Raw genomic sequence first — 22,050 nt, forward strand, 5'->3', positions numbered from 1 at the left:
GGCCTGGTCGCTCGCCGCGCTGCTGCCCCTGGCGTTCCTGGGCGTGTTCTTCGCGTGGCCGGTGCTGGCGATCGTCGGGCTCGGCTTGGGCGAGGGCGGCGTGCTGCCGGTCCTGGCCCGTGCCGACACGTGGGACCTGGTCGGGTTCACCCTCGGCCAGGCCGCCGCGGCGACGGCGCTGGCGCTGGTCACGGGTCTGCCGGTGGCTTTCCTGCTGGCGCGCTGCCGGGTGCGGGGCACGGGGCTGGTGCGCGCGGCGGTGATGGTGCCGTTCGTGCTGCCGACCGTGGTGGTGGGGTTGGCGTTCCGGGCGTTGTGGCCCGACGGCGGCGTGCTGCCGATCGTGCTGGCCAACGCGTTCTTCAACGTCGCCGTGGTCGCCCGCACGGTCGGCGGCCTGTGGGCGCGGGTCGACCGGCGGGCGGAGGACGCGGCACGGGCCTTGGGCGCGTCCCGCCCGCGCGCGTTCGCCTCCGTCGTGCTGCCGTCGTTGGCGCCGGCGATCGGGTCGGCGGCGGCGGTGGTGTTCCTGTTCTGCGCCACCAGCTTCGGCGTGGTGCTGGTGCTCGGCGGCGCGCGTCACCGCACCCTGGAGACCGAGATCTACCTGCGCACGGTGGAGCTGTTCGACCTGTCGGGCGCCGCCGCGCTGTCGTTGGTCCAGTTCGTCGCCGTGATCGCGGTGCTGGTGGTCGGCGCCCTGGCCCGGCGCGGGCGCGAGAAGTCCCTGTCGCTGCGGATCGAGCCACCCCGTCGGCCCACCGGCGGCGAGTGGGGCGTGGTCGGCGCGGCGTGGCTGGTGGTGGTGGCGCTGCTGGCGCCGGTGGTGGGGCTGATCGCCAGGTCGCTCGCCACCGACGACGGCTGGAGCCTCGCCGGGTACGCGGCGCTGGCGGGCACGGGGGAGCGCGGCACGCTGGCGGTGTCCGGGCTGGACGCGGCGCTGAACTCGGTGCGCACGGCCACCGACGCCACGCTGGTGGCGCTGCTGGTCGGCGTGACGTCCGCGATCGTGCTGGTGGGGTTGCGGCGGCACGGGTCCTGGTTCGCGGAGACCTTGGACACCGCGCTGATGCTGCCGCTGGGGGTGTCCGCCGTGACGCTCGGCTTCGGCTACCTGATCACCATGGACGCGCTGCCCGGCGACTTCCGCACGTCACCGCTGCTGGTGCCGTTGGCGCAGGCGCTGGTGGTGACGCCGTTGATCGTGCGGATCGTGCTGCCGGTGCTGCGCGCGGTCGACGAGCGGCTGCGGCAGGCGGCGGCGACGTTGGGCGCGAGCCCGTGGCGGGTGTGGCGCGAGGTGGACCTCCCGCTGGCGTCGCGGTCGCTGCTGGCGGCGGCCGGGTTCGGGTTCGTGGTGGCGCTGGGCGAGTTCGGCGCGACGAGCTTCCTGGCCCGGCCGGACGCGCCGACGTTGCCGGTGGTGATCGCGCGGCTGATGTCGCGGCCGGGTGAGCTGAACAGCCAGATGGCCTACGCGGCGTGCGCGGTGCTGATGGTGGTGACCACGGCGGCCGTGCTGGTGATCGAGCGGTTGCGCGTGCCGAGCGGCGGGGAGTTCTGATGGCGTTGCGGGTCGACGGGGTGAGCGTGGCCTACGGTCCGGTGACCGCGGTGTCCGAGGTGGACCTGGCCATCGCGGACGGCGAGGTGGTGGCGCTGCTCGGGCCGTCCGGGTGCGGCAAGTCGACGTTGCTGCGCGCGGTGGCCGGGTTGGCGCCGCCGGCCGCCGGGACCGTGTCGTGGGACGGCGTCGACCTGGCCGGCACGCCCGTGCACCGGCGTGGTTTCGGGTTGGTGTTCCAGGACGGGCAGCTGTTCCCGCACCGGGACGTGGCGGGCAACGTGGCGTTCGGGCTGCGGATGCGCCGGGTGGCGCGGGAGGAGCGGGAGGAGCGGGTGGCCGCCCTCCTGGACCTGGTGGGCCTGTCGGGGTACGGCGACCGCCGCGTGACCGAGCTGTCCGGCGGCGAGCAGCAGCGCGTCGCGCTGGCCCGCGCCCTCGCGCCCCGGCCCAAGCTGCTCCTGCTGGACGAGCCGCTGTCCGCGCTGGACCGGGCGTTGCGGGAGCAGCTGGCGGTGGACCTGGCGCGCCTGCTGCGCGACACGGGCGCGACCGCGCTGGTGGTGACGCACGACCACGACGAGGCGTTCACGCTGGCCGACCGGGTGGCGGTGATGCGGGCGGGCCGGATCGTGCAGGTCGGCGAGCCGTCCTCGGTGTGGCGGCGCCCCGCCGACGTCGACACCGCGCGGTTCCTGGGCTGCGGCAGGATCCTGTCGCCCGACGCCGCCGAGCGCCTGGTGGGCGTCCGGGCCCGGGTCGGCCTGCGCGCGACGGCCCTGCGCGTCGACCCGGCCGGCCCGATCACCGCGGACGTCCTGGAGCGCGTCCACCGCCGCGACCACGTGCGCCTGCTCGTGCGGCTGGACGGCGAGGACTTCGAGGCGGTCGCCCCGGTCGCCTCGCCACCGGCGCCGGGCGACCGCGTCACCCTCTCCGCGGACCACGACGGGGTCGCGACCATCGGCTGACCCGCCGTCACCCCCGCAGGTCGAGGGCGTACTCCACGTCGCCGTGCTCGGCGCCCTCGATGGGGTCGGGCCACTGTTCGTGGAACGTCCGCACGTGTTCGAGCCCGACCTTCTCCAGCACCCGCCGCGACCCGGTGTTCACCGCCATCGCGTACGCCACGATCCGCCGCAACCCCGTCGCGCGCCCGTGCGCCACCAGCGCCGCCGCGCCCTCCGTGGCGTAGCCGCGCCCCCAGTGGTCGGGGTGCAGCCGGTAGCCCAGCTCGGCCACACCCCCGTCCACCGGGCTCAGCTCGAACCAGCCGATGAACGCCCCCGACGCCTTCAGGTGCGCCGCCCACCAGCCACCGGCCGCCACCTTCGGCAGCACGGTGCGGACCACCTCGGCCCGCGACACCGGCTTGCCGTCCTCGACGTACCGCATCACCCGGGGCTCGCCCAGCAGCCACGCCACCGCGTCCACCTCGGACCCGACGAACTCCCGCAGCACCAACCGCTCGGTCTCCACGGGCTAGTTGTCCTTGGTCGCCAACCGCATCGCCGCCAGCGACAGCCCGATCAGGACGTAGCACCCCGCCAACGCCGTGCTCCGCCACAACCCCTCGGTCGGCAGCGGGTCGCGCATCACGTCGGCCAAGCCCTCCCACGCGGACGTGAGGAGGTACGGGTGCAGCCAGTCCAAGGCGCTGAACACGCCCAGCACCGCGAACACGATCACGCCGGCCATCGTCGCCGCCATCACCACCAGCGGGTGCTCGGTGCACGCCGAGATCGCCATCGCGACCGCCGCCACACCCCACACCTGCACGGTGACCAGCAGGATCGTCAGCACGATCCGCCCGAGCGCCGCGCCGAACGACAGCGTGGACCCGGACAGCGTGAGCATCCCCTCGCCGCCGAACAGCACCACACCGGTGATCGCGCCGACGAACGCGATCAACGTCACCGCGAACAACGTCATCGTGGCCACGCCGAACGCCTTGATCCCCAGCAGCCGCAGCCGGCCCACCGGCGAGATCATCAGCCCGCGCAACGTGCCGTGCTGCGCCTCGCCCGCCAGCCCGTCGGCCGCCCAGATCGCGCCGACCAGCGGCAGCAGCAGCGGCAGCGCCAGGAACAGCGTGAACACCGGCAGCACCAGCCCGTTGCCCGCGATGATGGCGGCCAGGCCCGGTCCGGCGGGACCGTCGCCGTCCACCGCGAACCACAGCCCGACCCCGGCCAGGACCGGCACCAGGCACAGCGACGCCAGCCCGATCACCGTCCGCGGCCGGCGCACGATCCAGCGCAGCTCCGAGCGCAGTTGCCTGCCCAGCGGAGCGCGCGTGGCGACCAGCGCGCTCATCGGGCCCCCTCCTCGATCGTGTCCACGGCGGACAGGTTGTGCTCGGACTCCTCGGCCTCGGTGAGCCGGGCGAACAGGTCCTCCAGACCGGTGCGGTGGCGCCGCGCCTCGTGCACCTCGACCCCCGCGTCCACCAGCGTCCGCACCACCACGGGAGCGGTCGTGCCGATGAGTTCGACGCGAACGCCCTCTGTGGTCTCATCGCCGGCTCCACCGGCGGAGATCGGCCGCGCCGAGATCCGACCGGCGCGCAGCGCGTTCAGCGCGTCGTCCACGTCCGGCGTGACGACCAGCAGCGAACTGCTGTCCGCGTGCAGCAGCTCGGCCAGCTCCCCCTGCGCCACCACGGTCCCCCGGTGCAGCACGGCCACGTGCGTGCAGATGGCCTCGATCTCGCTGAGCAGGTGCGACGACACGACGACCGTGCTGCCCGCCTCGTGCAGGTCGGCGATCACCTTGCGCACCTCGCGGGTGCCCGCCGGGTCCAGGCCGTTGGTCGGCTCGTCCAGCACGATCAGCTTCCGCTTCACCAGCAGCGCCGCGGCCAGCCCCAGCCGCTGCTTCATGCCGAGCGAGTACCCCCGGTAGCGCCGGTGCGCGGCGGCGCCGAGGCCCACCCGCTCCAACGCGTCCTCGACGGCCTGCTTGATGTCGCCCGAGGCGAGCAGCGGCTCGAAGGCCGCCGCCCGCCGCAGGTTCTCCCGACCCGACAGGAACGGGTGGAACCCCGGACCCTCGACCAGCGCGCCCACGTGCGGCAACGCCTGCGCGACGCCGTCGGGCAACGCCTTGCCCAGCAGCTCGACCTCGCCCTCGGTCGGCCGCACGAGTCCGAGCAGCATGCGGATCGTGGTGGTCTTGCCCGACCCGTTGGGGCCGAGCATCCCGAGCACCGCCCCCTGCGGCACGTCGAGGTCCACCCGGTCCACCGCGACCGTGCGCCCGTACACCTTGCGCAGTCCCCGCGTCCGGGCCGCGTGGACCGGGGTGGAGCCGGTGCCCACCGGCTCCACCCGCGCGCTGGTCGAGGTCGTCACTTGACCTGGCCGATCGCGTCCACGAGCACCTGCTCCGGCACCGCGCCCGCGGCCACCCGGCCGTCGTCGGCGATCAGCACGGCGCCGACCCGCGTGGTGATGAGCGTGCCCGAGCCCCAGTCACCGCTGACCTGCTTGCCCAGCTGCTTGAGCAGGCCCTGCACGTCGACGTCCGCACCCTGGCCGTCCTCCTGCCAGCGGCCGTGGCGCTGACCCTGCTCGCGCTGCGCGTCGGCCAGACCCGTCAGGGCCTCGTCCGGCACGCGCGCGCCCACCACGGTGTCCCAGCCCTCGCCGATGACCTGCGGGTTCGCCTCGGTGAACGCCTGCTCGGCGGCGGCCTTGTCCTCGGCCGACGGCTCGTCGGTGTTCGGCTCGGTCACCTTCGCCCCGGCCGGCGGGGTGAACGCGAACAGCGACGCGTCCTGCGGGCCGACGGTCAGCTCGGAGAACCCGACCTGCACGGCCGGCGCGTCCGTGCCGTTGGTCAGCACGGCCACCCGCAGCGGCATCCGCAGCTCCGAGTCGACCGCGACGCGCACCTCGCGCAGCACCGTCTTCTCGGTCGGCTTCGGCGTCAGCACCAGCTCGTACACCGGCCGGTTCGCGACCCGGGCGGTGCCGTCGACGGTGATGTCGCTGTACTCCTGGATCGCGGCCACCACCTGGCGCGACAGCGTCACCGGGTCCGTCGGCAGGGCCTTCTGCCCGCCGCCGAGCTCCGGCTTGCCGTGCTCGAACGACCCGTGCGGCATCTTGTTCACGCTCTGCTCGGCCGAGTCCCAGAGCCACGCGGTCTGGCCGTCGTCGACGAACGTGCGCTCGGAGTCGCCGCCGGGCAGCTGCACCCGCAGCTTGCCCTGGCCGTCGGTCCAGATCCGCAGGTTGCTCGCGCCGTCCGACGCCTGCGGCACGCCCGCGATGGCCGGGATGCCCAGGTCGTTGTCCACGTCCACGGTCCCGCCGAACGCGGCCGGCTCGGCGTTGAGCACCGACTCGACCAGCGCCTCGGCGCTCACGTCCGGCAGCACCGGCGCGGGACCGGCGCCGGCGGGCATCGCGAGCAGCCCCAACCCGGTCGCACCGGCGACCACGCCCACCGCCGCCGCCGCGACGGTCACCCTTCTCCGGTTCATGTGTCCCTCCTCTACCGGGCAGCCCCTTGCGACCCGACAAGCCAGACACTCCTCCGGGGGCCCTGAGATCGAGCTGAGAGCGGCCCGGACGCTGAGAGCGCACTGAGACTCCGCGCCGATTGTCCTCCTCACGGGGCATGCTGTGGGGCGTGAGACCACGGGTGCTGGTTGTGGACGACGAGATCGGCGTGCGCCGCGCGTTGGAACGCGGGCTGTCCGCGGAGGGCATGGAAGTGGTGACCGCCGCCGACGGCCCCAACGCCCTGCGCGTGGCGCTGACCGGCGCGTTCGACGTGGTGCTGCTGGACATCATGCTGCCCGGCCTGTCCGGCTACCGGGTGTTGCAGCGGATGCGTGCCGAGGGGGTGCGCACGCCCGTGCTGATGGTGTCCGCCAAGGACGGCGAGGTCGACCAGGCCGACGGGCTCGACCTCGGCGCCGACGGCTACCTGGTGAAGCCGTTCTCGTTCGTGGTGCTCGTGGCCCAGGTCCGGGCGTTGCTCCGGCGCAACTCCACCGACCTGGCGCGGCGCAGGCTCAAGCTGGGCGAGCTCGTGGTCGACCGCGCGATGCGCGAGGTGAGCTGGGCCGGCGAGCCGGTGTCGCTGTCGCCGCGCGAGTACGCCGTGCTCGACGTGCTGGCCGGCCGCGCCGGCTCGGTCGTGACCAAGGACGAGCTGCTGCGCACCGTGTGGGGCGACGAGCAGGCCGCCACCCGCAACGCGGTCGAGGTGTACGTCGGCTACCTGCGGCGCAAGCTCGACGCGATGGGCGCGGGCGAGGTCGTGCGCACCGTGCGCGGCCACGGCTACCTGGCCTCCACGCCCGACCTCGACGCGGCGCTGGGTTCGGCGGGGACCAGGCGCAGGTGAACCCGCGCCGGTGGTGGCCGCCGCGCCGGTGGTGGCTGCGGCGGACGCTGCGGTTCCGGATCACCGTCGTGGCGACCGGCGTGGCCCTGCTGTGCCTGCTCGCGTTCACCCTCCTGGCACCCCAGCTGATCGGGTTCGTGCAGGTCAACGCGGTGGACCGGGAGCTGGCCAAGGCGGAGAACGTCCGCGTCCTCGACACCGCCGGCACCCCGCTGGACGGCGGGCCGAAGCCCGACCTGACCGCGGCGGAGATCCGCGCGCTCAAGTCCGGTGAACCCGTGCTGCGGATCGACGGCCCCAGCGCGCACCGGTGGGTCGGTCGGGTCGAGTTCGCCGCGGACGGCACGCCCCGGCTGCACGTCGCGGGCGACGCGCTGGTCGGCTACCGCGAGGCGAACCGGCTGGGCACGCGGTGGCTCGCGGTCGCCGCCGTGCTGGTCGCGGGCCTGGTCGGGATCGCGACGTGGCTGGCCGTGCGGTCGTCGTTGCGGCCCGTGGAGCGGATGCGGGTGGCCGCGGCGGAGCTGCCGCGCGGCCAACGCCTGCCCGTGCCGGCCGCGCGGGACGAGCTGCAAGCGCTGGCGGAGGCGTTGAACGCCCTGCTGGCCCGCCGCGACGAGGCCACCGAACGGCTGCGCCGGTTCACCGGCGACGCCGCGCACGAGCTGCGGTCGCCCGTGACGTCCGTGCGGGCGCAGGCCGAGGTGGCGGTGGCGCACCCCGACCCGGACTTCTCCATCGAGGTGCTCGAATCGGTGGTGGAGGAGTCCGAACGGCTGTCCGCGCTGGTGGACGCGCTGCTCATCCTGGCCCGCGCGGACACCGGCGAGCTGCCCCGGGCCGAGCCCGTCGACCTGGTGCTCCAGGCGCAGGCCGCCGTCGACCGGCTGGGGGAGGCGGAGCTGCTGGTGCAGCTGGCCGCGCCGATGAGCGCGTGCCTGATCTCCGCCGCGGGCGCCGAGGTCGAGCTGGTGCTGGACAACCTGCTGCGCAACGCCGCCCGGTACGCCCGGACGTTCATCCGGATCTCCGTGCTGCCGGCCGTGCGCGAGGTGCGGCTGCTGGTGGACGACGACGGGCACGGCATCCCCGAGGAGCACCGGGAGAAGGTGTTCGACCGCTTCTACCGGGTCGACTCGGACCGGGGACGGGCCACCGGCGGGTTCGGGCTGGGGCTCGCGCTGGTCGCGCACCTGGTGCGGCGGCGGCGCGGGACGATCCGGGTGGGCGAGTCACCGGAAGGCGGCGCCCGGCTGGAGGTCCGCTGGCCGCTCTACCGCTGACCGGCGGCGCCTCTGACCGGACCTTCCCGCGCGACCGCTGACCGGGCCTTCCCTCTGACCGGCAGGTTCCCGCTCCCCGGCCGCTCTACCGGTGACCGGCGGCGCCTCTGACAGGATGGGCGACCGTGCCCGAGCTGAGAACCACCACCCTGGTCGACGCGCCGTTGCGGACCGTCGCGGCCGCGTTGCTGGACGCGCGGCTGCTCGCCCGTGCCGTGCGGGGGTTGGGCGTGCGGATCACGGGTGGTTCGCCGCTGCTGTACGCGGGTGCTTCGCTGACCGGGTCCGTGGGGCCGGTGAACGGGACGCTGGTCGTGACGCGGGCCGACACCACCGGCGTGTCGGCGGAGCTGGTCGGCGGGCCGCTGCCGAAGTTCACGCTGGTCACGGACCTGCTGCACACCGGTGGCGGCACGATGGTGGTCGACTCCGTCGAGTGGTCGAGCCCCGGCGGACCGTTCGGCCGGCTGGCGGACGTCCTCGTGGGCCGCGGCCTGGCGCTGAAGGTCCTGGAAGCCCGTGCCGCCGCCGTGTCCGCGCGCAGCACCGAGCTGCTGAACGCGCGCGTGGTGGTGGCTGCCGCCATCATCTGCGACGGCCGCGTCCTGGCCCAGCAGCGCGGCTACCCGCCCGAGGCCGCCGGCAAGTGGGAACTCCCCGGCGGACGCGTCGAACCGGACGAGACCGACCACGCCGCCGTGATCCGCGAGTGCGCCGAGGAACTGGGCATAACGGTCGTCCCGGGCGACCGCATCGGCCCGGACGTCCCCCTCCGCCCCGACCTCCTGCTCCGCGCCTACGCGGCCACCCTCGCCTCCGGCACCCCGGTCCCCGCCGACCACCGGGCCGTCCGCTGGCTGACCGCCGCCGGCCTCGACTCCGTCGACTGGCTCCCCGCCGACCGCGTCCTCCTCCCGTCCCTCCACCCCCACCTCCCCTGACCCGCGAGAGTCGTACCTCCAGCCCCCGCGTGTCCTACGTTCGCGTCACTCGTGTCCTACGTTCAGGACACCCGAGTTGAACGCTCGGAACAGTCGATCTTGTGCTGAGCGTTCAACTCGGGGTACCGGAACGTAGGACACGCGGGACGCGAACGTAGGACTCACGCGGCGTGAACGTAGGACTCTCGCGTGGGTGGGTGAACGGTCAGCCCAGGCCGGACATGCGCAGGGCGGCGTCGAGGCGGTGGCGGCAACGCTCGCGGGAACGTTCCGCGCCGTGCGCCCGCACCCGGTCCAGCTCGGCCGGGTCGTCCAGCAGCCCCTGCGTCACCTCGCGCACGGGCCGCAGCTCCTCGACCACCGCGTCCGCCGCGGCCTCCTTCAACTCCGCGTAGTCCTTCACCGAACCCGCCAGCTCCGCCGGGTCCTTCCGCGTGCACGCCGCCAGGATCTCCAGCAGGTTCGCCACGCCCGGCTGCTCCTCCGGCGCGTAACGCACCTCGCCCCGGTCGTCGGTCACCGCACGCCGGATCTTGCGGCGCACCAGGTCCGGCGGGTCGAGCACGAACACCGTGCCCGCCGCGTCCTTCGCCGTCTTGGCCATCTTCCGCGACGGATCCGCCAGGTCGCGCACCCGCGCCGCGGTCGGCGGCACCACGGACCGGGGCACCGCGAACACCTCGCCGTACGTGCCGTTGAACCGGCGCGCCAGCACCCGCGCCAGCTCCACGTGCTGCCGCTGGTCGTCACCGACCGGCACCTCGTGCGCGCCCTGGAGCAGGATGTCGGCCGCCATCAGCACCGGGTACGTGAGCAGGCTCAACCGGACCGACGACCGGCCCGCCGACTTCTCCTTGAACTGGATCATCCGGGCCGCCTCGCCGTACGTGCAGGTGCACTCCAGCACCCACGTCAGCGCGCCGAGCTCGCGGACCAGGTCGGACTGCACGGCCACCGACCGCGGGTCCACGCCGGCGGCGATGAGCACCGCCAACTGCTCCCGGGTCAGCGATCGCAGCCGCGACGGGTTGTGCGACGTCGTCATCGCGTGCAGGTCGCTGATGAAGTAGACGTCCTCCTCGGTGCCCTCGGCGGCCCACCGCCGGATCGCGCCGAGGTAGTTGCCCAGCTGGACGGGGCCGGACGGGGTGATCGCGGACAGCCTGATCATGGTGGTCCCTTCGGGGGTGTGCCCGCTCGACCCGACCCCCGAAAGCACGAAGGCCGCCCCGGCGGGCGGCCTGCGTTCGTCTGCGCGCAGTTCTCAGGGCCGCCTGAAGGCGGACCACCAGAACGTGTGAAGAGTGCGCACAGCGTGATTCTAGCGGGTAACCGCCGTGCACAGGGGGTTACATTCCTCCCACGTACGTCGTGCTGCTGGAGCACACCGCACCGCTGGACGAGGTCGACCACGCCCTCCCGGACCACGTGGAGTGGCTGAAGAAGCAGTACGAGGCCGGGCACTTCCTGGCCGTCCCACCCGGCGTCGGCCGGGCGGTGGCCCTCACGCGGACGCCTTCTCCTTGCCCTTGCCGACCTTCTTCCCGCTCTTCTTCCCGGCCTTCTTGCGCTCTTCCCGCCCCTCCTGCGCCTTGCGCTCCTGCTTGGCCGCCTTCTTCGCGGCCTTCTCCCGCGCCTTGAGCAGCACCACGACCGGACAGCTCTTGCACCTCGGCGTCGAACGGCAGCACTTCTTCTTCACCTTGACCTTGCCCACGCGTCGTGCTCCACTCATCCGGGTGTCCTCAGAGTAGGTGAGGCTGACCTCACCTGCCGTCCCTGTGTGGTAAAGGCGCTGCGCCCGGTAAGCTGTAGTCAGGCTGCGCGCGATCCAACGTCCGGCGCCTGGCTTCCCTCGCACAAACAGCTCTAGGAGTTCCGCGTGCCCACGGCCACCGCGTCGATCAAGGAAACGCTGGTCCGCAACGACCTGCGCAACGTCGCGATCGTCGCGCACGTTGACCACGGCAAGACGACCCTCGTCGACGCCATGCTCCGCCAGTCCGGGGCCTTCTCCGAACGTGCCGAGCTCGTCGACCGGGTCATGGACTCGGGCGAGCTGGAACGTGAGAAGGGCATCACGATCCTCGCCAAGAACACCGCCGTGCGCCGCCACACGCCCGACGGTCCCGTCACCATCAACGTGGTCGACACCCCAGGTCACGCCGACTTCGGCGGCGAGGTCGAACGCGGCCTCTCCATGGTCGACGGCGTCGTGCTGCTCATCGACGCCTCCGAGGGTCCGCTGCCGCAGACCCGGTTCGTGCTGCGCAAGACGCTGGCCGCCGGCCTGCCGGTGATCCTGGTGGTGAACAAGGTCGACCGCCCCGACGCCCGGATCTCCGAGGTCGTCGAGGAAGCGCACGACCTGCTGCTCGACCTGGCCAGCGAGGTCGGCGCCGACGACTCGGTGCTCGACCTGCCGGTCGTCTACGCCTCGGCGCGCGCCGGCCGGGCGTCGCTCAACCAGCCCGAGGACGGCGGCCTGCCCGACGAGGAGAACCTCGACGTGCTGTTCGAGGTCCTGTTCAAGCACATCCCGGCCCCGCTGGGCGACGCGGACGCGCCGCTGCGCGCGCTGGTGACGAACCTCGACGCGTCGTCGTTCCTCGGCCGCATCGCGCTGTGCCGCATCGAGTCGGGCACCATCCGCAAGGGTGAGACGGTGGCCTGGTGCCGTGAGGACGGCACGATCCAGAAGGTCCGCATCACCGAGCTGCTGATCACCGAGGCGCTGGACCGCGTGCCCGCCGAGACGGCGCGGGCGGGCGACCTGGTCGCCATCGCCGGCATCCCGGAGATCACCATCGGCGACACGCTCGCCGACGTGGACAACCCCGAGCCGCTGCCGCGGATCACCGTCGACGAGCCCGCGATCTCGATGACGATCGGCGTCAACACCTCGCCGCTGGCCGGTCGCGGCGGCGGCACCAAGCTGACCGCGCGGGTGCTCAAGGCCCGGTTGGACTCGGAGCTGGTCGGCAACGTGTCGGTGCGCGTGCTGCCCACCGAGCGCCCGGACACGTGGGAGGTGCAGGGCCGCGGTGAGCTGGCGCTGGCCATCCTCGTCGAGCAGATGAAGCGGGAAGGCTTCGAGCTGACCGTCGGCAAGCCGCAGGTGGTCACCAAGACCGTCGACGGCAAGCTGCACGAGCCGTTCGAGCGGCTGACGATCGACGCGCCGGAGGAGCACCTGGGCGCCATCACCCAGCTGCTGGCCAACCGCAAGGGCCGGATGGAGAACATGTCCGGCCACGGTTCCGGGCGGATCAAGCTGGAGTACGTCGTGCCGTCGCGCGGCCTCATCGGCTTCCGCACCGAGTTCCTGACCGAGACGCGCGGCACCGGCATCGCGAACGCGGTGTCCGAGGGCTACGCGCCGTGGGCCGGCGAGATCCGGACCAGGCACAACGGCTCGCTCGTCGCCGACCGGTCGGGTCAGATCACCGCGTACGCGATGATCCAGCTGGCCGACCGGGGCACGTTCTTCGTCGAGCCCGGCGCCGACGCGTATGAGGGCATGGTCGTCGGCGAGAACCCGCGCGCGGAGGACCTGGACGTCAACGTCTGCCGTGAGAAGAAGCTGACGAACATGCGCACGTCGACCGCCGACGTGATGGAGACCCTGGCCCGGCCGCGGCGGCTGTCGTTGGAGGAGGCGCTCGAGTTCTGCGCCGCCGACGAGTGCGTCGAGGTCGCGCCGGAGGTCGTGCGGGTGCGCAAGGTGATCCTGGACGCCAACCAGCGCGGTCGCGAGCGCAGCCGCAACAAGTTGCGGGGCTGACCACCGCACCCTATATATAAGGTCTGTTCGACGGGCACCCCGGGCTTCGGCCCGGGGTGCCCGTCCGCTTACCCGCTCTCCCACCCGTGACAGCTGAACACGATCGGGTGAACATAGGCCAAAAATGTACGGTAACACTGTTACCACCCCTCGGTTGGAACATGAGGAAACCGACCGACCGCCCCGCCGCCGACCACCCCCCGACCCTCACCACCTCCCACCCCCACCACTCACCGCCCCCTCCGCCGGTCACCCCCACAGCCCGCCCACCGCCGACCCACCGGGCCACCTGGCCCGCCCAGCCCCGCACCCGCGCCGACCCCACCGGACCACCCACTCGGCTCCGCGTCCGCCACCCGGCCCCGCCCAGCCACCGGGCCGGCCCCGCCCCGCCCGGCCCCGCCCGGCCGCCAGTCCGCGCCCGCCGCTCACCCACCGGGGTGGATGGGTGGCCCGCCGCTCATCCACCGGGCCACCCGTCTGGCCCCGCGCCCGCCCCTGGCCACCGGCCGCCTGGCCTCGCCCGGCCATTCGGCTCCGCTCGGCCACCCAGCTGCGCCCGGCCAGCGCCCGCCGCCGACCTTGCCGGGCCACCCGCCCGCCGCCCGGCCACCGGCTGCCTGGCCTCGCCCGGCGATCCGGCTCCGCCCGGCTACCCAGCTGCGCCGGCCCGTGCCCGCCGCTGACCTCGCCGGGCTGCCCGTCCGGCTCCGCGCCCGCCGCCCGACCCGCCGGGCGGCCCGGCCCCTGCCCGGCCCACGCCCGGCTATCTGGCTCCGCCCGGCCACCCGGTTGCGCCCGGCTACGCGCTCGCCGCTGGGTGTGATGGGGGCGAGGGAACGGGCGGGGGTGGTGGTGGGGATCGTGGTGGGGGAGTGGTGGGGTTGGAAGTCAACTGTCAGCGTCGTCTGGCACGCTCGTACCCATGGGGACGCGGAGGGTTCTTGCGGTGGTGGCTGCGCTCGCGCTGGTCGGAGCGGGTTGCACGGCCACACCGCCGCCGCCCCTGGTGCCGTCGACGCCCGGGGTGACGGTCGTCCCGAAGGAGAAGCAGAACGAGGTCGTGGTCGGCCTGGACGACGTCAAGGGCGGCTACAACCCGCACACGCTGGCCGGCCAGAGCACCGTCACGACGGCGCTCGCCGCCTTGCTCCTGCCCTCGACCTTCCGGACCGACGCGGACGGCAGCCCGCGGCTCGACCTGGACCTCGTGGTGAGCGCCAAGGTGACCAGCGCGGACCCGTACACGGTGACGTACACGTTGCGGCGGGATGCCAGCTGGTCGGACTCGGCGCCGATCGCGGCCGAGGACTTCGTCTACCTCTGGCAGCGGATGCGGGAGGAGCCGGGGGTGGTCGACCCCGCCGGGTACCGGTTGATCGACGACATCGCCAGCCGGGAGGGCGGCAAGGTCGTCGAGGTCGTGTTCGACCAGCCGTACCCCGGCTGGCGGAGCCTGTTCCGCCACCTCCTGCCCGCCCACCTGCTGAAAGACGCCCCCGGCGGGTGGAGCGCGGCGCTCGCGGACAGCTTCCCGGCGACCGCGGGGCCGTTCGCGGTCCGCACGCTGGACCAGCCGCGCGGCGAGATCGTCCTCGAGCGCAGCGACCGCTTCTGGGAGGCTCCGCCCGCCCTCGACCGGGTGATCCTGCGCCGGGCGAACCAGCACGACACGATCGAGGCGCTGAACACCGGCGACGACCAGGTCGCCCTCCTGCACGCGGACGCCATCGCGGTCAAGGACATCGACGAACTGGCCAAGACCAAGTCACTCGCCAGCGTGGTCGTGCCCCGTGCCGAAGTCGTCCAGCTCCTCCTCCGCCCCGCCTCGCCGCGAATGCAGGACCTCCGCGTCCGCACCGCCGTGATGAACCTGCTCGACCGCGACGACCTGATCGCCACCGGCACCCGCAGCGGGCCCAGCGCGGGCCTCCGCGCGGATGCCCAGGTGATCCCGCCGAGCAAGTCCGGCCACCTCCCGACCATGCCCGCCAAGGCCGGTGACCCGGCGCTACTGCTCACCGAGGCGGGTTACACCCGACCGGAGGGTGGGCAGTGGGGACGGGACGGCAAGCCGTTCGAGCTGACCGTCGCCGCGCCCGCCGGGATCGAGCCGTACGTGACCGTCGCGAACCGCGTTCAGCGTCAACTGTCATTGTCCGGAATCGCCGCACGCGTCCTTACAACGCCGCCCAATCAGTTGTTCGGCCAAGATCTGTCGGATACCGCCGCTTCCAATGAGCCCGTCGACATTGCCGTCGTGCCACAGGTCGACACCGGCGATTCCGCGGCCGTTCTGGCTTCCACATTCGGCTGCCGTCCGTCACCCGAGGACGGCGGTACACCCTTTCCGGCGAATCTGTCCGGTTTCTGCGACCAGGCCGTCCAACCGGTGATCGACCAAGCCCTCAGCGGTCAGGTGCTGCTCGCCGACGCCCTCCGGACCATCGAGCCGATCCTCTGGCAGCAGGCCGTCTCGCTGCCGTTGTTCCAGGTAGCGGACCTGCTGGTGATCCTGCCGGAGGCCGAGAACGTCAGCGCGGGCGCTCCGTTCGCCGGTCCGCTGAGCGCCGCGCGCACTTGGCGGCGCGCAGATCGTTGACCGTTGACCCGGACGTAACACGGGCTTCAAGATGCGTTCGCGGTGCAGTATTGACAGTATTCTCGTCGTCCGGTTAACGAACGCTCCCGCCCGGTAACGACGGAGTCGCGTGCTGCGACCAACGTGTCACCCTTTGGTCACGATCGGCCGATGGGCAGTGACCGTGCCGCGCACTGGTTCTTATCGTGCTGCAACGGTGTGTCGGTTCGGGGCGCGTTTGGCACATCACGGTTATGGGTGGAAGTCGGCCCAAACGGTCGACGCTCCAACCCAGTGCTAGGAGGGCACGTGTCGATGAGGAGATCAAAGGCTGTCTCGGCGCTTGCGCTGTTGACCGGAGCCGCGCTCGTGTTGAGCGCGTGCGGCGGCGGCGGCTCGGGCAGCGGCGATCAAGGCGGGCCGCAGGACCTCGACCCCGGCGCGATCGGTGGTCAGGACGAGCTGTTGAAGCGTCCGAAGGTGGAGGACATCGGCGAGGTCGCGATCGCCGTCGAAGAGGGCTTCAGCAACTACAACAACAACATCGGCGCCACGAACAACTTCGCGAGCACCATCGCGCTGTCGAACGTGCAGCCCTCGCCGTACATCACCGAGCTGGTCGACGGCAAGGTCATCATCAAGATCGACGGTGACCTGATGGAGTCCATCAAGGTGACGTCGAGCGACCCGCAGACGATCGAGTGGAAGGTCCAGAAGGCCGCCGTCTGGTCCGACGGCGAGGCCATCGACTGCGACGACTTCCACCTCAAGTGGCTGGCCGCGACGAGCAAGGCCACCGTCAAGGGTGACGACGGCACGGAAGCCTCGATCTTCGACTCGTCCGACACGGGCTACAAGGACATCGAGAAGCTCGAGTGCTCCGACGACGGCAAGACCATCACCACCACGTTCTTCAAGGACAAGGCGTTCGCGGACTACCGCGCCCTGTTCTCGCAGCCCGGTAGCGACAGCCTGCTGCCGGCGCACATCCTGGAGCAGAAGACCGCCGTCGCGGACATCACCAAGATCGCGCCCGCGCAGAACGACGACACGGTCAAGAAGATCGCCGAGTTCTACACGACCGGCTGGCGGGGCTTCGACCCGGCGGTCGCGCTGTCCGGCGGTCCCTACATCATCACCTCGGCCGACCTCAAGGACCAGACGGTCCTGGAGCGCAACCCGAAGTGGTGGGGCAACCCCGGTGGCCCGGCCAAGGTCATCCTGAAGACGAACACGGACGCCCAGTCCGCCGCTCAGCAGCTGCAGAACAAGGAAGTCCAGGTCATCGCCCCGCAGGCGGACGCCGCCGTGGCGCAGCAGCTGCGCGGTGACAGCGCGTTCGACGTCTTCGCGGCCGGTGGCCAGACCTACGAGCACGTCGACTTCAACATGGCGCTGCCCCTGTTCAAGGAGAACAAGGACCTGCGCACGGCGATCGCCCAGTGCTTCGACCGCGACGGTCTGGTCGAGAAGCTCGTGGCGGACGTGGACCCGAACGCCAAGCCGCTGGGCAGCCTGACGTTCATGCCGAACGAGGTCGGCTACGAGGACCACTACAGCGACACCGGCAAGGGTGACGTCGCGGCGGCCAAGAAGACCCTCGAGGACGGCGGCTGGAAGCAGGGCGCCGACGGCATCTACACCAAGGGCGAGTTCAAGGCGTCCTTCAAGCTGGGCCACAAGATCGTCCAGCGCCGTGCGGACACCGTCCGCATCCTGCAGGACAAGTGCAAGCAGGCCGGCATCGAGATCGTCGACGACCAGGCGGCGGACTTCAACGACAAGCGCCTCCCGGCCAGCGAGTTCGAGGCCGCGCTGTTCGCGTGGGTCGGCCAGCCCCTGAAGGCCGGCGCCTACGGCAACTACGCCCAGAAGGACAAGGGCGGCACGGCCAACTACAACAACTACGACTCCGCCGCGTTGACGGAGAAGTGGTCGGCCGCGAACGGCGAGCTGGACTACAAGAAGCGCATCACCATGATGAACGACGCGGACAAGATCATGCGGGACGACCTGCACAGCGTCCCGCTGTTCCAGCTGACCGATTTCGCGGCGTCGAGCGCGGACATCGGGCCGATCTCGTACATCGGTGTCGGTGGTGGCGTGACCTGGAACCTGTACGCCTGGCAGAAGAAGTAGTAATCGCCGGGCTCGGTGAGTCCAGTTAGAAAAGCACGACCCAACCGCCGGGGGGCCGGTGCCACAAGCACCGGCCCCCCGGACGGTGTCCGCGTCCGGTAGGCTCCCACGCTTGCACGCGGGGGTGCCTAGGGAGACTAGAGACTCGTCATGTTCCGTTACATAATCCGGCGGTTGTTGATCTCGATTCCGCTGTTGATCGTCGCTTCATTCCTCTGCTTCGGTCTCGTCAACGCCATGGGTGACCCCCTCGGCGAGTGGAAGCTCCAGAAGCCCCGGACACCGGCGGAGATCGCCGCCGCGTACGAGCGGACGGGCTACAACAAGCCGTTCATGGAGCGCTACGTCGCCTGGGCCGGCGACTTCGTGACCGGCGACTGGGGCGAGTCCGTCGTCCCCGGCAACGCGGGCAAGCCGGTCAAGGACGAGCTGCTCAAGGCCTTCGGGGTCACGCTGCGGCTGATCCTCGGCGCGGAGCTCATCGCGCTGCTGCTCGGCATAGCCGTCGGTGTCATCGGCGCGGTCAGACAGTATTCGATATTCGACTACACGGCGACCGGAATATCGTTCGCCATGTTCTCGATGCCGTTGTTCTGCGTGGCCCTCGTGCTCAAGGCCGGTGGTATCGAGCTGAACAACTGGCTGGAGTCCATCGGGGCCGACCGGTGGATCATCACGGCGGGTCCGCCGGGTGACGGGTTCGGCGGCAGCTTCGGTCAGCAGGTGTTCCAGTACAGCGGCGCCTACATCCTGCCCACCATTTCGCTGGTGGTCATCCAGTTCGCGCTCTACAGCCGCTTCCAGCGCGCCTCGATGCTGGAGACGCTCAACGCCGACTACGTCCGCACGGCGCAGGCGAAGGGCATTTCGCAGGCGCGGTCGATCTTCCGGCACGCGTTCCGCAACGCGCTCATCCCGATCATCACGGTCTCCTCGCTCAACATCGGCGCCGGGTTCGGTGGCGCGGTGATCACCGAAACGGTCTTCAGCTGGTCCGGAATGGGCAAGTTCATCGTCGAGGCCATCACGAAGATCGAGCCCTACCAGGTGCTCGGCTTCATGATGCTCACGGCCGTGTTCATCATCGTGTTCAACCTGATCGCGGACATCCTGTACGCCTTCCTGGACCCGAGGATTCGCCTTGACTGAGATCGGTTCCCCCGTGGCGCAGGCGCCCGCGCCCCCGTCGGGCGGCGAGGCGAGCACGTTCGACACGACCACGGCGCGCAAGCAGTGGCAGGTCATCCTGCGCCGGTTCACCCGGCACAAGGCGGCCCTGGTCGGCTCGGTCCTGTTCGCGATCCTGGTGCTGTTCGCCTTCTTCGGCGGCGTGTTCTGGAAGTACTCGTACACGGACCTGGGCTTCAAGCGGTACCTGCCGCCCAGCGCCGACCACCCGTTCGGCACGGACCGGCTGGGCGGCGACATGGTCGCGCTGATCATCCGCGGCACGCAGTTCTCGCTCCAGATCGCGATCTTCGTGGCGGTGCTGTCCACCGTCATCGGCGTGGTGCTGGGCGCGCTGGCCGGCTACATGAAGGGCTGGGTCGACACCCTGATCAGCCGCTTCATCGATCTGCTGCTGGTGATCCCCAGCCTGATCATCGCGGCCGTGCTGGTGCGCAACAGCTTCGTGGTGTCGGTGGCGGGCGGCAGCGGCGGCAGCAACTGGCTGATCGTGGCGCTCTACCTGGGCATGATCGGCTGGCTGTCGATCGCCCGGGTGATCCGCGGCATGGTGCTGTCGCTGCGCGAGAAGGAGTTCGTGGAGGCGGCCCGCGCGCTGGGCGCGTCCACGTTCCGCATCGTGTTCCGGCACATCCTGCCCAACACCGTGGACGTGATCATCGTGAACGCCACGCTGGCGATCGCGCAGGCCGTGCTGCTGGAGGCCGCGCTGTCGTTCATCGGCCTCGGCGTGCAGAGCCCGGACACGTCGCTCGGTCTGATGATCAGCCTGAACAAGAACGAGCTGACGCTGCACCCGTGGCTGTTCCTCACGCCGTTCGTGTTCATCGTGCTGATCTCGCTCGCGGTGAACTTCATCGGCGACGGTCTCCGGGACGCCTTCGACCCGCGGCAGAAGAGGGTGAAGGCATGAGTGAGGTGGACGTGATGGGCGCGCCCGAGTCGATCTTCGACAACACCGCCGGCGGCGAGAAGCTGCTCCGGGTCGAGAACCTGTCGGTCGACTTCCCGACCGACGACGGCACCGTGCACGCCGTGCGGGACGTGTCGTTCACCCTCGGCCCCGGCGAGGTGCTGGGCATCGTGGGCGAGTCGGGCTCCGGCAAGTCGGTGTCGTCGATGGCGATCATGGGCCTGCTGCCCAAGACCGCGAAGATCGGCGGGTCGATCAAGTTCAAGGACCGCGAGCTCGTCGGCCTGAACTACAAGCAGATGCAGCCGGTGCGCGGCAACGGCGTCTCGATGATCTTCCAGGACCCGATGACCTCGATGAACCCGGTGTACACGGTGGGCTGGCAGCTCGCCGAGGCGCACCGGGCGCACCACGACGTGTCGAAGAAGGCCGCCTGGGCCAAGGCCGTCGAGGCGCTGGAGCTCGTGGGCATCCCGCAGCCGGACCGGCGAGCCTCGCAGTACCCGCACGAGTTCTCCGGCGGCATGAGGCAGCGCGCGATGATCGCGATGGCGATCATCAACGACCCGGACGTGATCATCGCGGACGAGCCGACCACGGCGCTGGACGTGACCGTGCAGGCGCAGATCCTGGACACGCTGCTGCGCATCCGGGACGAGACGAGCGCGGGCATCATGGTCATCACGCACGACCTGGGCGTGGTGGCGGGCATGGTGGACCGCGTGCAGGTCATGTACGGCGGCACGGTCGTCGAGCAGGGCACCGTGGACGAGGTCTTCGAGGCCCAGCGGATGCCCTACACCGTCGGCCTGCTGGGTTCGATCCCGAACCCGAACCTGCTCGGCAAGCGGCTCACCCCGATCAAGGGGGCGCCGCCGTCGCTGATGAACCTGCCGCACGGCTGCTCGTTCTCGCCCCGCTGCCCGCTGGCGATCGACGAGTGCCGCGAGACCGAGCCGCTGCTGCTGGAGACCGACCGGGCGGGCCACTTCGCGCGGTGCCACCGCTCCGCGCACCTGGCGACCATCGAGAACCCGCAGCGGCTGTTCGCCCACGACGAGATCGGCGTGGTCGAGAACCCCGCGTCGCTGACCATGGCGAACCCGGACATCCCGGTGAGCGAGGACCTCGACGTGGTCGAAGCTCGGTTGCACGAAGAGGAGAAGCCGACCTCATGACGTCGACAGACAGCAACCCCCAGGCCGGTGGCCTCGCGTCGGGCGGACGTCCGGGCGAGACCCCGCTGCTGGAGGTCAAGGACCTGGTCAAGTCGTTCCCGGTGCGCGGCGGCGGCATCATCCCGCGCACCGTGGGCCAGGTCCAGGCGGTGTCCGGGGTGAGCTTCGACCTCTACCCGGGCGAGACGCTGGGCCTGGTCGGCGAGTCCGGCTGCGGCAAGTCCACCACCGGTCGGGCGATCCTGCAGCTGCACAAGCCGACGTCCGGCTCGGTGAAGTTCGAGGGCCGGGAGCTCACCAAGCTGCGCGGCAAGGGCCTGCGGGGCGTGCGCCGGGACATGCAGATCGTGTTCCAGGACCCGTACGCGTCGCTGAACCCGCGCTGGCAGATCAACGAGCTGATCTCCGAGCCGTTCAAGATCCACGGCCTGCCGCCCGACGCGGGCGGCGACGTGCAGCACCGGGTCAACGAGCTCATGGAGCTGGTCGGCCTGAACCCGGAGCACCGCAACCGGTACGCGCACGAGTTCTCCGGCGGCCAGCGCCAGCGCATCGGCATCGCCCGCGCGCTCGCGCTGAACCCGAAGCTCGTGGTGCTGGACGAGCCGGTGTCCGCGCTGGACGTGTCGGTGCAGGCCGGTGTGGTGAACCTGCTGGAGGAGCTGCAGGAGCGCCTGGGCCTGGCGTACCTGTTCGTGGCGCACGACCTGTCGGTCGTCCGGCACATCTCCGACCGGGTCGCCGTGATGTACCTCGGCAAGATCATCGAGATCGGCGACCGGGAGGACATCTACGCCCGGCCGATGCACCCGTACACGCAGGCGCTGCTGTCCGCGGTGCCGGTGCCGAACCCGAAGGTGGAGCGCCGGCGTCAGCGGATCGTGCTCACCGGTGACGTCCCCTCGCCGGTGAACCCGCCCTCGGGCTGCCGCTTCCGCACCCGGTGCTGGAAGGCGCAGGACATCTGCGCCGTCGAGGAGCCCAAACTGGAACGGCGCGGCGACGGCGACGGCACCCTCTCGGCGTGCCACTTCGCCGAGGTCGTCCCCGCCCTGGTGGGGTAGTGCGCGGTTCCCGGCCGCTGCTCCGCCGCCTGCGGAGCAGCGGCCGGCGGA

Annotated in this window: 18 protein-coding genes; 12 read left to right on the forward strand and 6 right to left on the reverse strand. The window is 71.5% G+C overall.

All coding sequences use genetic code 11. From position 1 onward, the window contains the following. The first annotated feature begins 19 nt into the window (after positions 1-19). Together ACQPYE_RS04195 and ACQPYE_RS04200 are read left to right on the forward strand one after the other, a co-directional pair. Positions 20-1,567 carry an ABC transporter permease gene (locus ACQPYE_RS04195; RefSeq protein WP_498722834.1) on the forward strand — a complete coding sequence of 516 codons (1,548 nt, stop codon included), beginning with the start codon at positions 20-22 and terminating at the stop codon, positions 1,565-1,567. Further along, a complete protein-coding gene (locus ACQPYE_RS04200) occupies positions 1,567-2,538 on the forward strand; it encodes an ABC transporter ATP-binding protein (RefSeq protein WP_498719228.1) in 972 nt (323 codons plus the stop codon). Before ACQPYE_RS04195 ends, ACQPYE_RS04200 begins: the two co-directional genes overlap by 1 nt. 7 nt (positions 2,539-2,545) lie before the next feature. On the opposite strand, the gene ACQPYE_RS04205 is transcribed toward ACQPYE_RS04200, so the two are convergent. The 4 genes from ACQPYE_RS04205 to ACQPYE_RS04220 are packed head-to-tail and all read right to left on the reverse strand — an operon-like array spanning position 2,546 to position 6,056. Then, positions 2,546-3,046: a GNAT family N-acetyltransferase gene (locus ACQPYE_RS04205; RefSeq protein ID WP_498719230.1), complete on the reverse strand. Its 501-nt coding sequence runs from the start codon at positions 3,044-3,046 to the stop codon at positions 2,546-2,548. A 3-nt stretch (positions 3,047-3,049) separates the two neighbouring features. Next, entirely contained in the window at positions 3,050-3,883 is an 834-nt protein-coding gene (locus ACQPYE_RS04210) for an ABC transporter permease (RefSeq protein ID WP_498719232.1), read from the reverse strand. Beyond that, on the reverse strand, positions 3,880-4,920 hold the full coding sequence (locus tag ACQPYE_RS04215; RefSeq protein WP_498719235.1) for an ABC transporter ATP-binding protein: 1,041 nt from the start codon (positions 4,918-4,920) through the stop codon (positions 3,880-3,882). Before ACQPYE_RS04215 ends, ACQPYE_RS04210 begins: the two co-directional genes overlap by 4 nt. Further along, the gene (locus tag ACQPYE_RS04220; RefSeq protein ID WP_498719237.1) at positions 4,917-6,056 is read right to left on the reverse strand and encodes a LolA family protein; all 1,140 of its coding nucleotides are present in this window, start codon (positions 6,054-6,056) and stop codon (positions 4,917-4,919) included. The genes ACQPYE_RS04215 and ACQPYE_RS04220 overlap by 4 nt, the downstream gene beginning before the upstream one ends. Positions 6,057-6,193: 137 nt before the next feature. Between ACQPYE_RS04220 and ACQPYE_RS04225 the strand changes: the two genes are divergently transcribed. The 3 genes from ACQPYE_RS04225 (at position 6,194) to ACQPYE_RS04235 (ending at position 9,152) form a co-directional block, all read left to right on the forward strand. Next, a complete protein-coding gene (locus ACQPYE_RS04225; protein WP_498719238.1) occupies positions 6,194-6,928 on the forward strand; it encodes a response regulator transcription factor in 735 nt (244 codons plus the stop codon). Continuing rightward, a complete protein-coding gene (locus ACQPYE_RS04230) occupies positions 6,925-8,211 on the forward strand; it encodes a sensor histidine kinase (protein ID WP_498719240.1) in 1,287 nt (428 codons plus the stop codon). The genes ACQPYE_RS04225 and ACQPYE_RS04230 overlap by 4 nt, the downstream gene beginning before the upstream one ends. Before the next feature lie 125 nt (positions 8,212-8,336). Beyond that, a complete protein-coding gene (locus ACQPYE_RS04235; protein ID WP_498719242.1) occupies positions 8,337-9,152 on the forward strand; it encodes an NUDIX domain-containing protein in 816 nt (271 codons plus the stop codon). A 205-nt stretch (positions 9,153-9,357) separates the two neighbouring features. Here the strand turns inward: ACQPYE_RS04235 and trpS are convergent, their stop codons facing one another. Together trpS and ACQPYE_RS04245 are read right to left on the reverse strand one after the other, a co-directional pair. After that, entirely contained in the window at positions 9,358-10,323 is a 966-nt protein-coding gene (trpS, locus tag ACQPYE_RS04240; RefSeq protein WP_498719244.1) for a tryptophan--tRNA ligase, read from the reverse strand. 333 nt (positions 10,324-10,656) lie between these two features. Continuing rightward, positions 10,657-10,887 (reverse strand): hypothetical protein, encoded by a 231-nt coding sequence (locus ACQPYE_RS04245; RefSeq protein ID WP_498719245.1) that lies wholly within the window; start codon positions 10,885-10,887, stop codon positions 10,657-10,659. Positions 10,888-11,034: 147 nt separating this feature from the next. Between ACQPYE_RS04245 and typA the strand changes: the two genes are divergently transcribed. The 7 genes from typA (at position 11,035) to ACQPYE_RS04280 (ending at position 21,999) form a co-directional block, all read left to right on the forward strand. After that, positions 11,035-12,936 (forward strand): translational GTPase TypA, encoded by a 1,902-nt coding sequence (typA, locus tag ACQPYE_RS04250; RefSeq protein ID WP_498719247.1) that lies wholly within the window; start codon positions 11,035-11,037, stop codon positions 12,934-12,936. A gap of 949 nt (positions 12,937-13,885) precedes the next feature. Next, positions 13,886-15,538, forward strand: a complete 1,653-nt coding sequence (locus ACQPYE_RS04255) for an ABC transporter family substrate-binding protein (RefSeq protein ID WP_498719248.1) — start codon at positions 13,886-13,888, stop codon at positions 15,536-15,538. 294 nt (positions 15,539-15,832) lie between these two features. Beyond that, the gene (locus tag ACQPYE_RS04260) at positions 15,833-17,656 is read left to right on the forward strand and encodes an ABC transporter family substrate-binding protein (RefSeq protein ID WP_498719250.1); all 1,824 of its coding nucleotides are present in this window, start codon (positions 15,833-15,835) and stop codon (positions 17,654-17,656) included. A 150-nt stretch (positions 17,657-17,806) separates the two neighbouring features. After that, positions 17,807-18,805: an ABC transporter permease gene (locus ACQPYE_RS04265; protein WP_498719252.1), complete on the forward strand. Its 999-nt coding sequence runs from the start codon at positions 17,807-17,809 to the stop codon at positions 18,803-18,805. Further along, positions 18,798-19,757 (forward strand): ABC transporter permease, encoded by a 960-nt coding sequence (locus tag ACQPYE_RS04270; protein ID WP_498719253.1) that lies wholly within the window; start codon positions 18,798-18,800, stop codon positions 19,755-19,757. The genes ACQPYE_RS04265 and ACQPYE_RS04270 overlap by 8 nt, the downstream gene beginning before the upstream one ends. Continuing rightward, a complete protein-coding gene (locus tag ACQPYE_RS04275) occupies positions 19,754-20,935 on the forward strand; it encodes an ABC transporter ATP-binding protein (protein WP_498719255.1) in 1,182 nt (393 codons plus the stop codon). The genes ACQPYE_RS04270 and ACQPYE_RS04275 overlap by 4 nt, the downstream gene beginning before the upstream one ends. Beyond that, on the forward strand, positions 20,932-21,999 hold the full coding sequence (locus ACQPYE_RS04280) for an ABC transporter ATP-binding protein (protein WP_498719257.1): 1,068 nt from the start codon (positions 20,932-20,934) through the stop codon (positions 21,997-21,999). The genes ACQPYE_RS04275 and ACQPYE_RS04280 overlap by 4 nt, the downstream gene beginning before the upstream one ends. The last annotated feature ends 51 nt before the right edge of the window (positions 22,000-22,050 follow it).

The sequence above is a fragment of the Actinosynnema sp. CA-299493 genome, assembly GCF_050946825.1.
Taxonomy (GTDB): domain Bacteria; phylum Actinomycetota; class Actinomycetes; order Mycobacteriales; family Pseudonocardiaceae; genus Actinosynnema.

Coding starts and splice junctions, on each gene's coding strand:
- ACQPYE_RS04265 (WP_498719252.1), top strand. CDS start 17,807: ATGTTCCGTTACATAATCCGGCGGTTGTTGATCTCGATTCCGCTGTTG.
- ACQPYE_RS04210 (WP_498719232.1), bottom strand. CDS start 3,883: ATGAGCGCGCTGGTCGCCACGCGCGCTCCGCTGGGCAGGCAACTGCGC.
- ACQPYE_RS04260 (WP_498719250.1), top strand. CDS start 15,833: ATGAGGAGATCAAAGGCTGTCTCGGCGCTTGCGCTGTTGACCGGAGCC.
- ACQPYE_RS04225 (WP_498719238.1), top strand. CDS start 6,194: ATGCTGTGGGGCGTGAGACCACGGGTGCTGGTTGTGGACGACGAGATC.
- trpS (WP_498719244.1), bottom strand. CDS start 10,323: ATGATCAGGCTGTCCGCGATCACCCCGTCCGGCCCCGTCCAGCTGGGC.
- ACQPYE_RS04245 (WP_498719245.1), bottom strand. CDS start 10,887: ATGAGTGGAGCACGACGCGTGGGCAAGGTCAAGGTGAAGAAGAAGTGC.
- ACQPYE_RS04275 (WP_498719255.1), top strand. CDS start 19,754: ATGAGTGAGGTGGACGTGATGGGCGCGCCCGAGTCGATCTTCGACAAC.
- ACQPYE_RS04220 (WP_498719237.1), bottom strand. CDS start 6,056: ATGAACCGGAGAAGGGTGACCGTCGCGGCGGCGGCGGTGGGCGTGGTC.
- ACQPYE_RS04280 (WP_498719257.1), top strand. CDS start 20,932: ATGACGTCGACAGACAGCAACCCCCAGGCCGGTGGCCTCGCGTCGGGC.
- ACQPYE_RS04200 (WP_498719228.1), top strand. CDS start 1,567: ATGGCGTTGCGGGTCGACGGGGTGAGCGTGGCCTACGGTCCGGTGACC.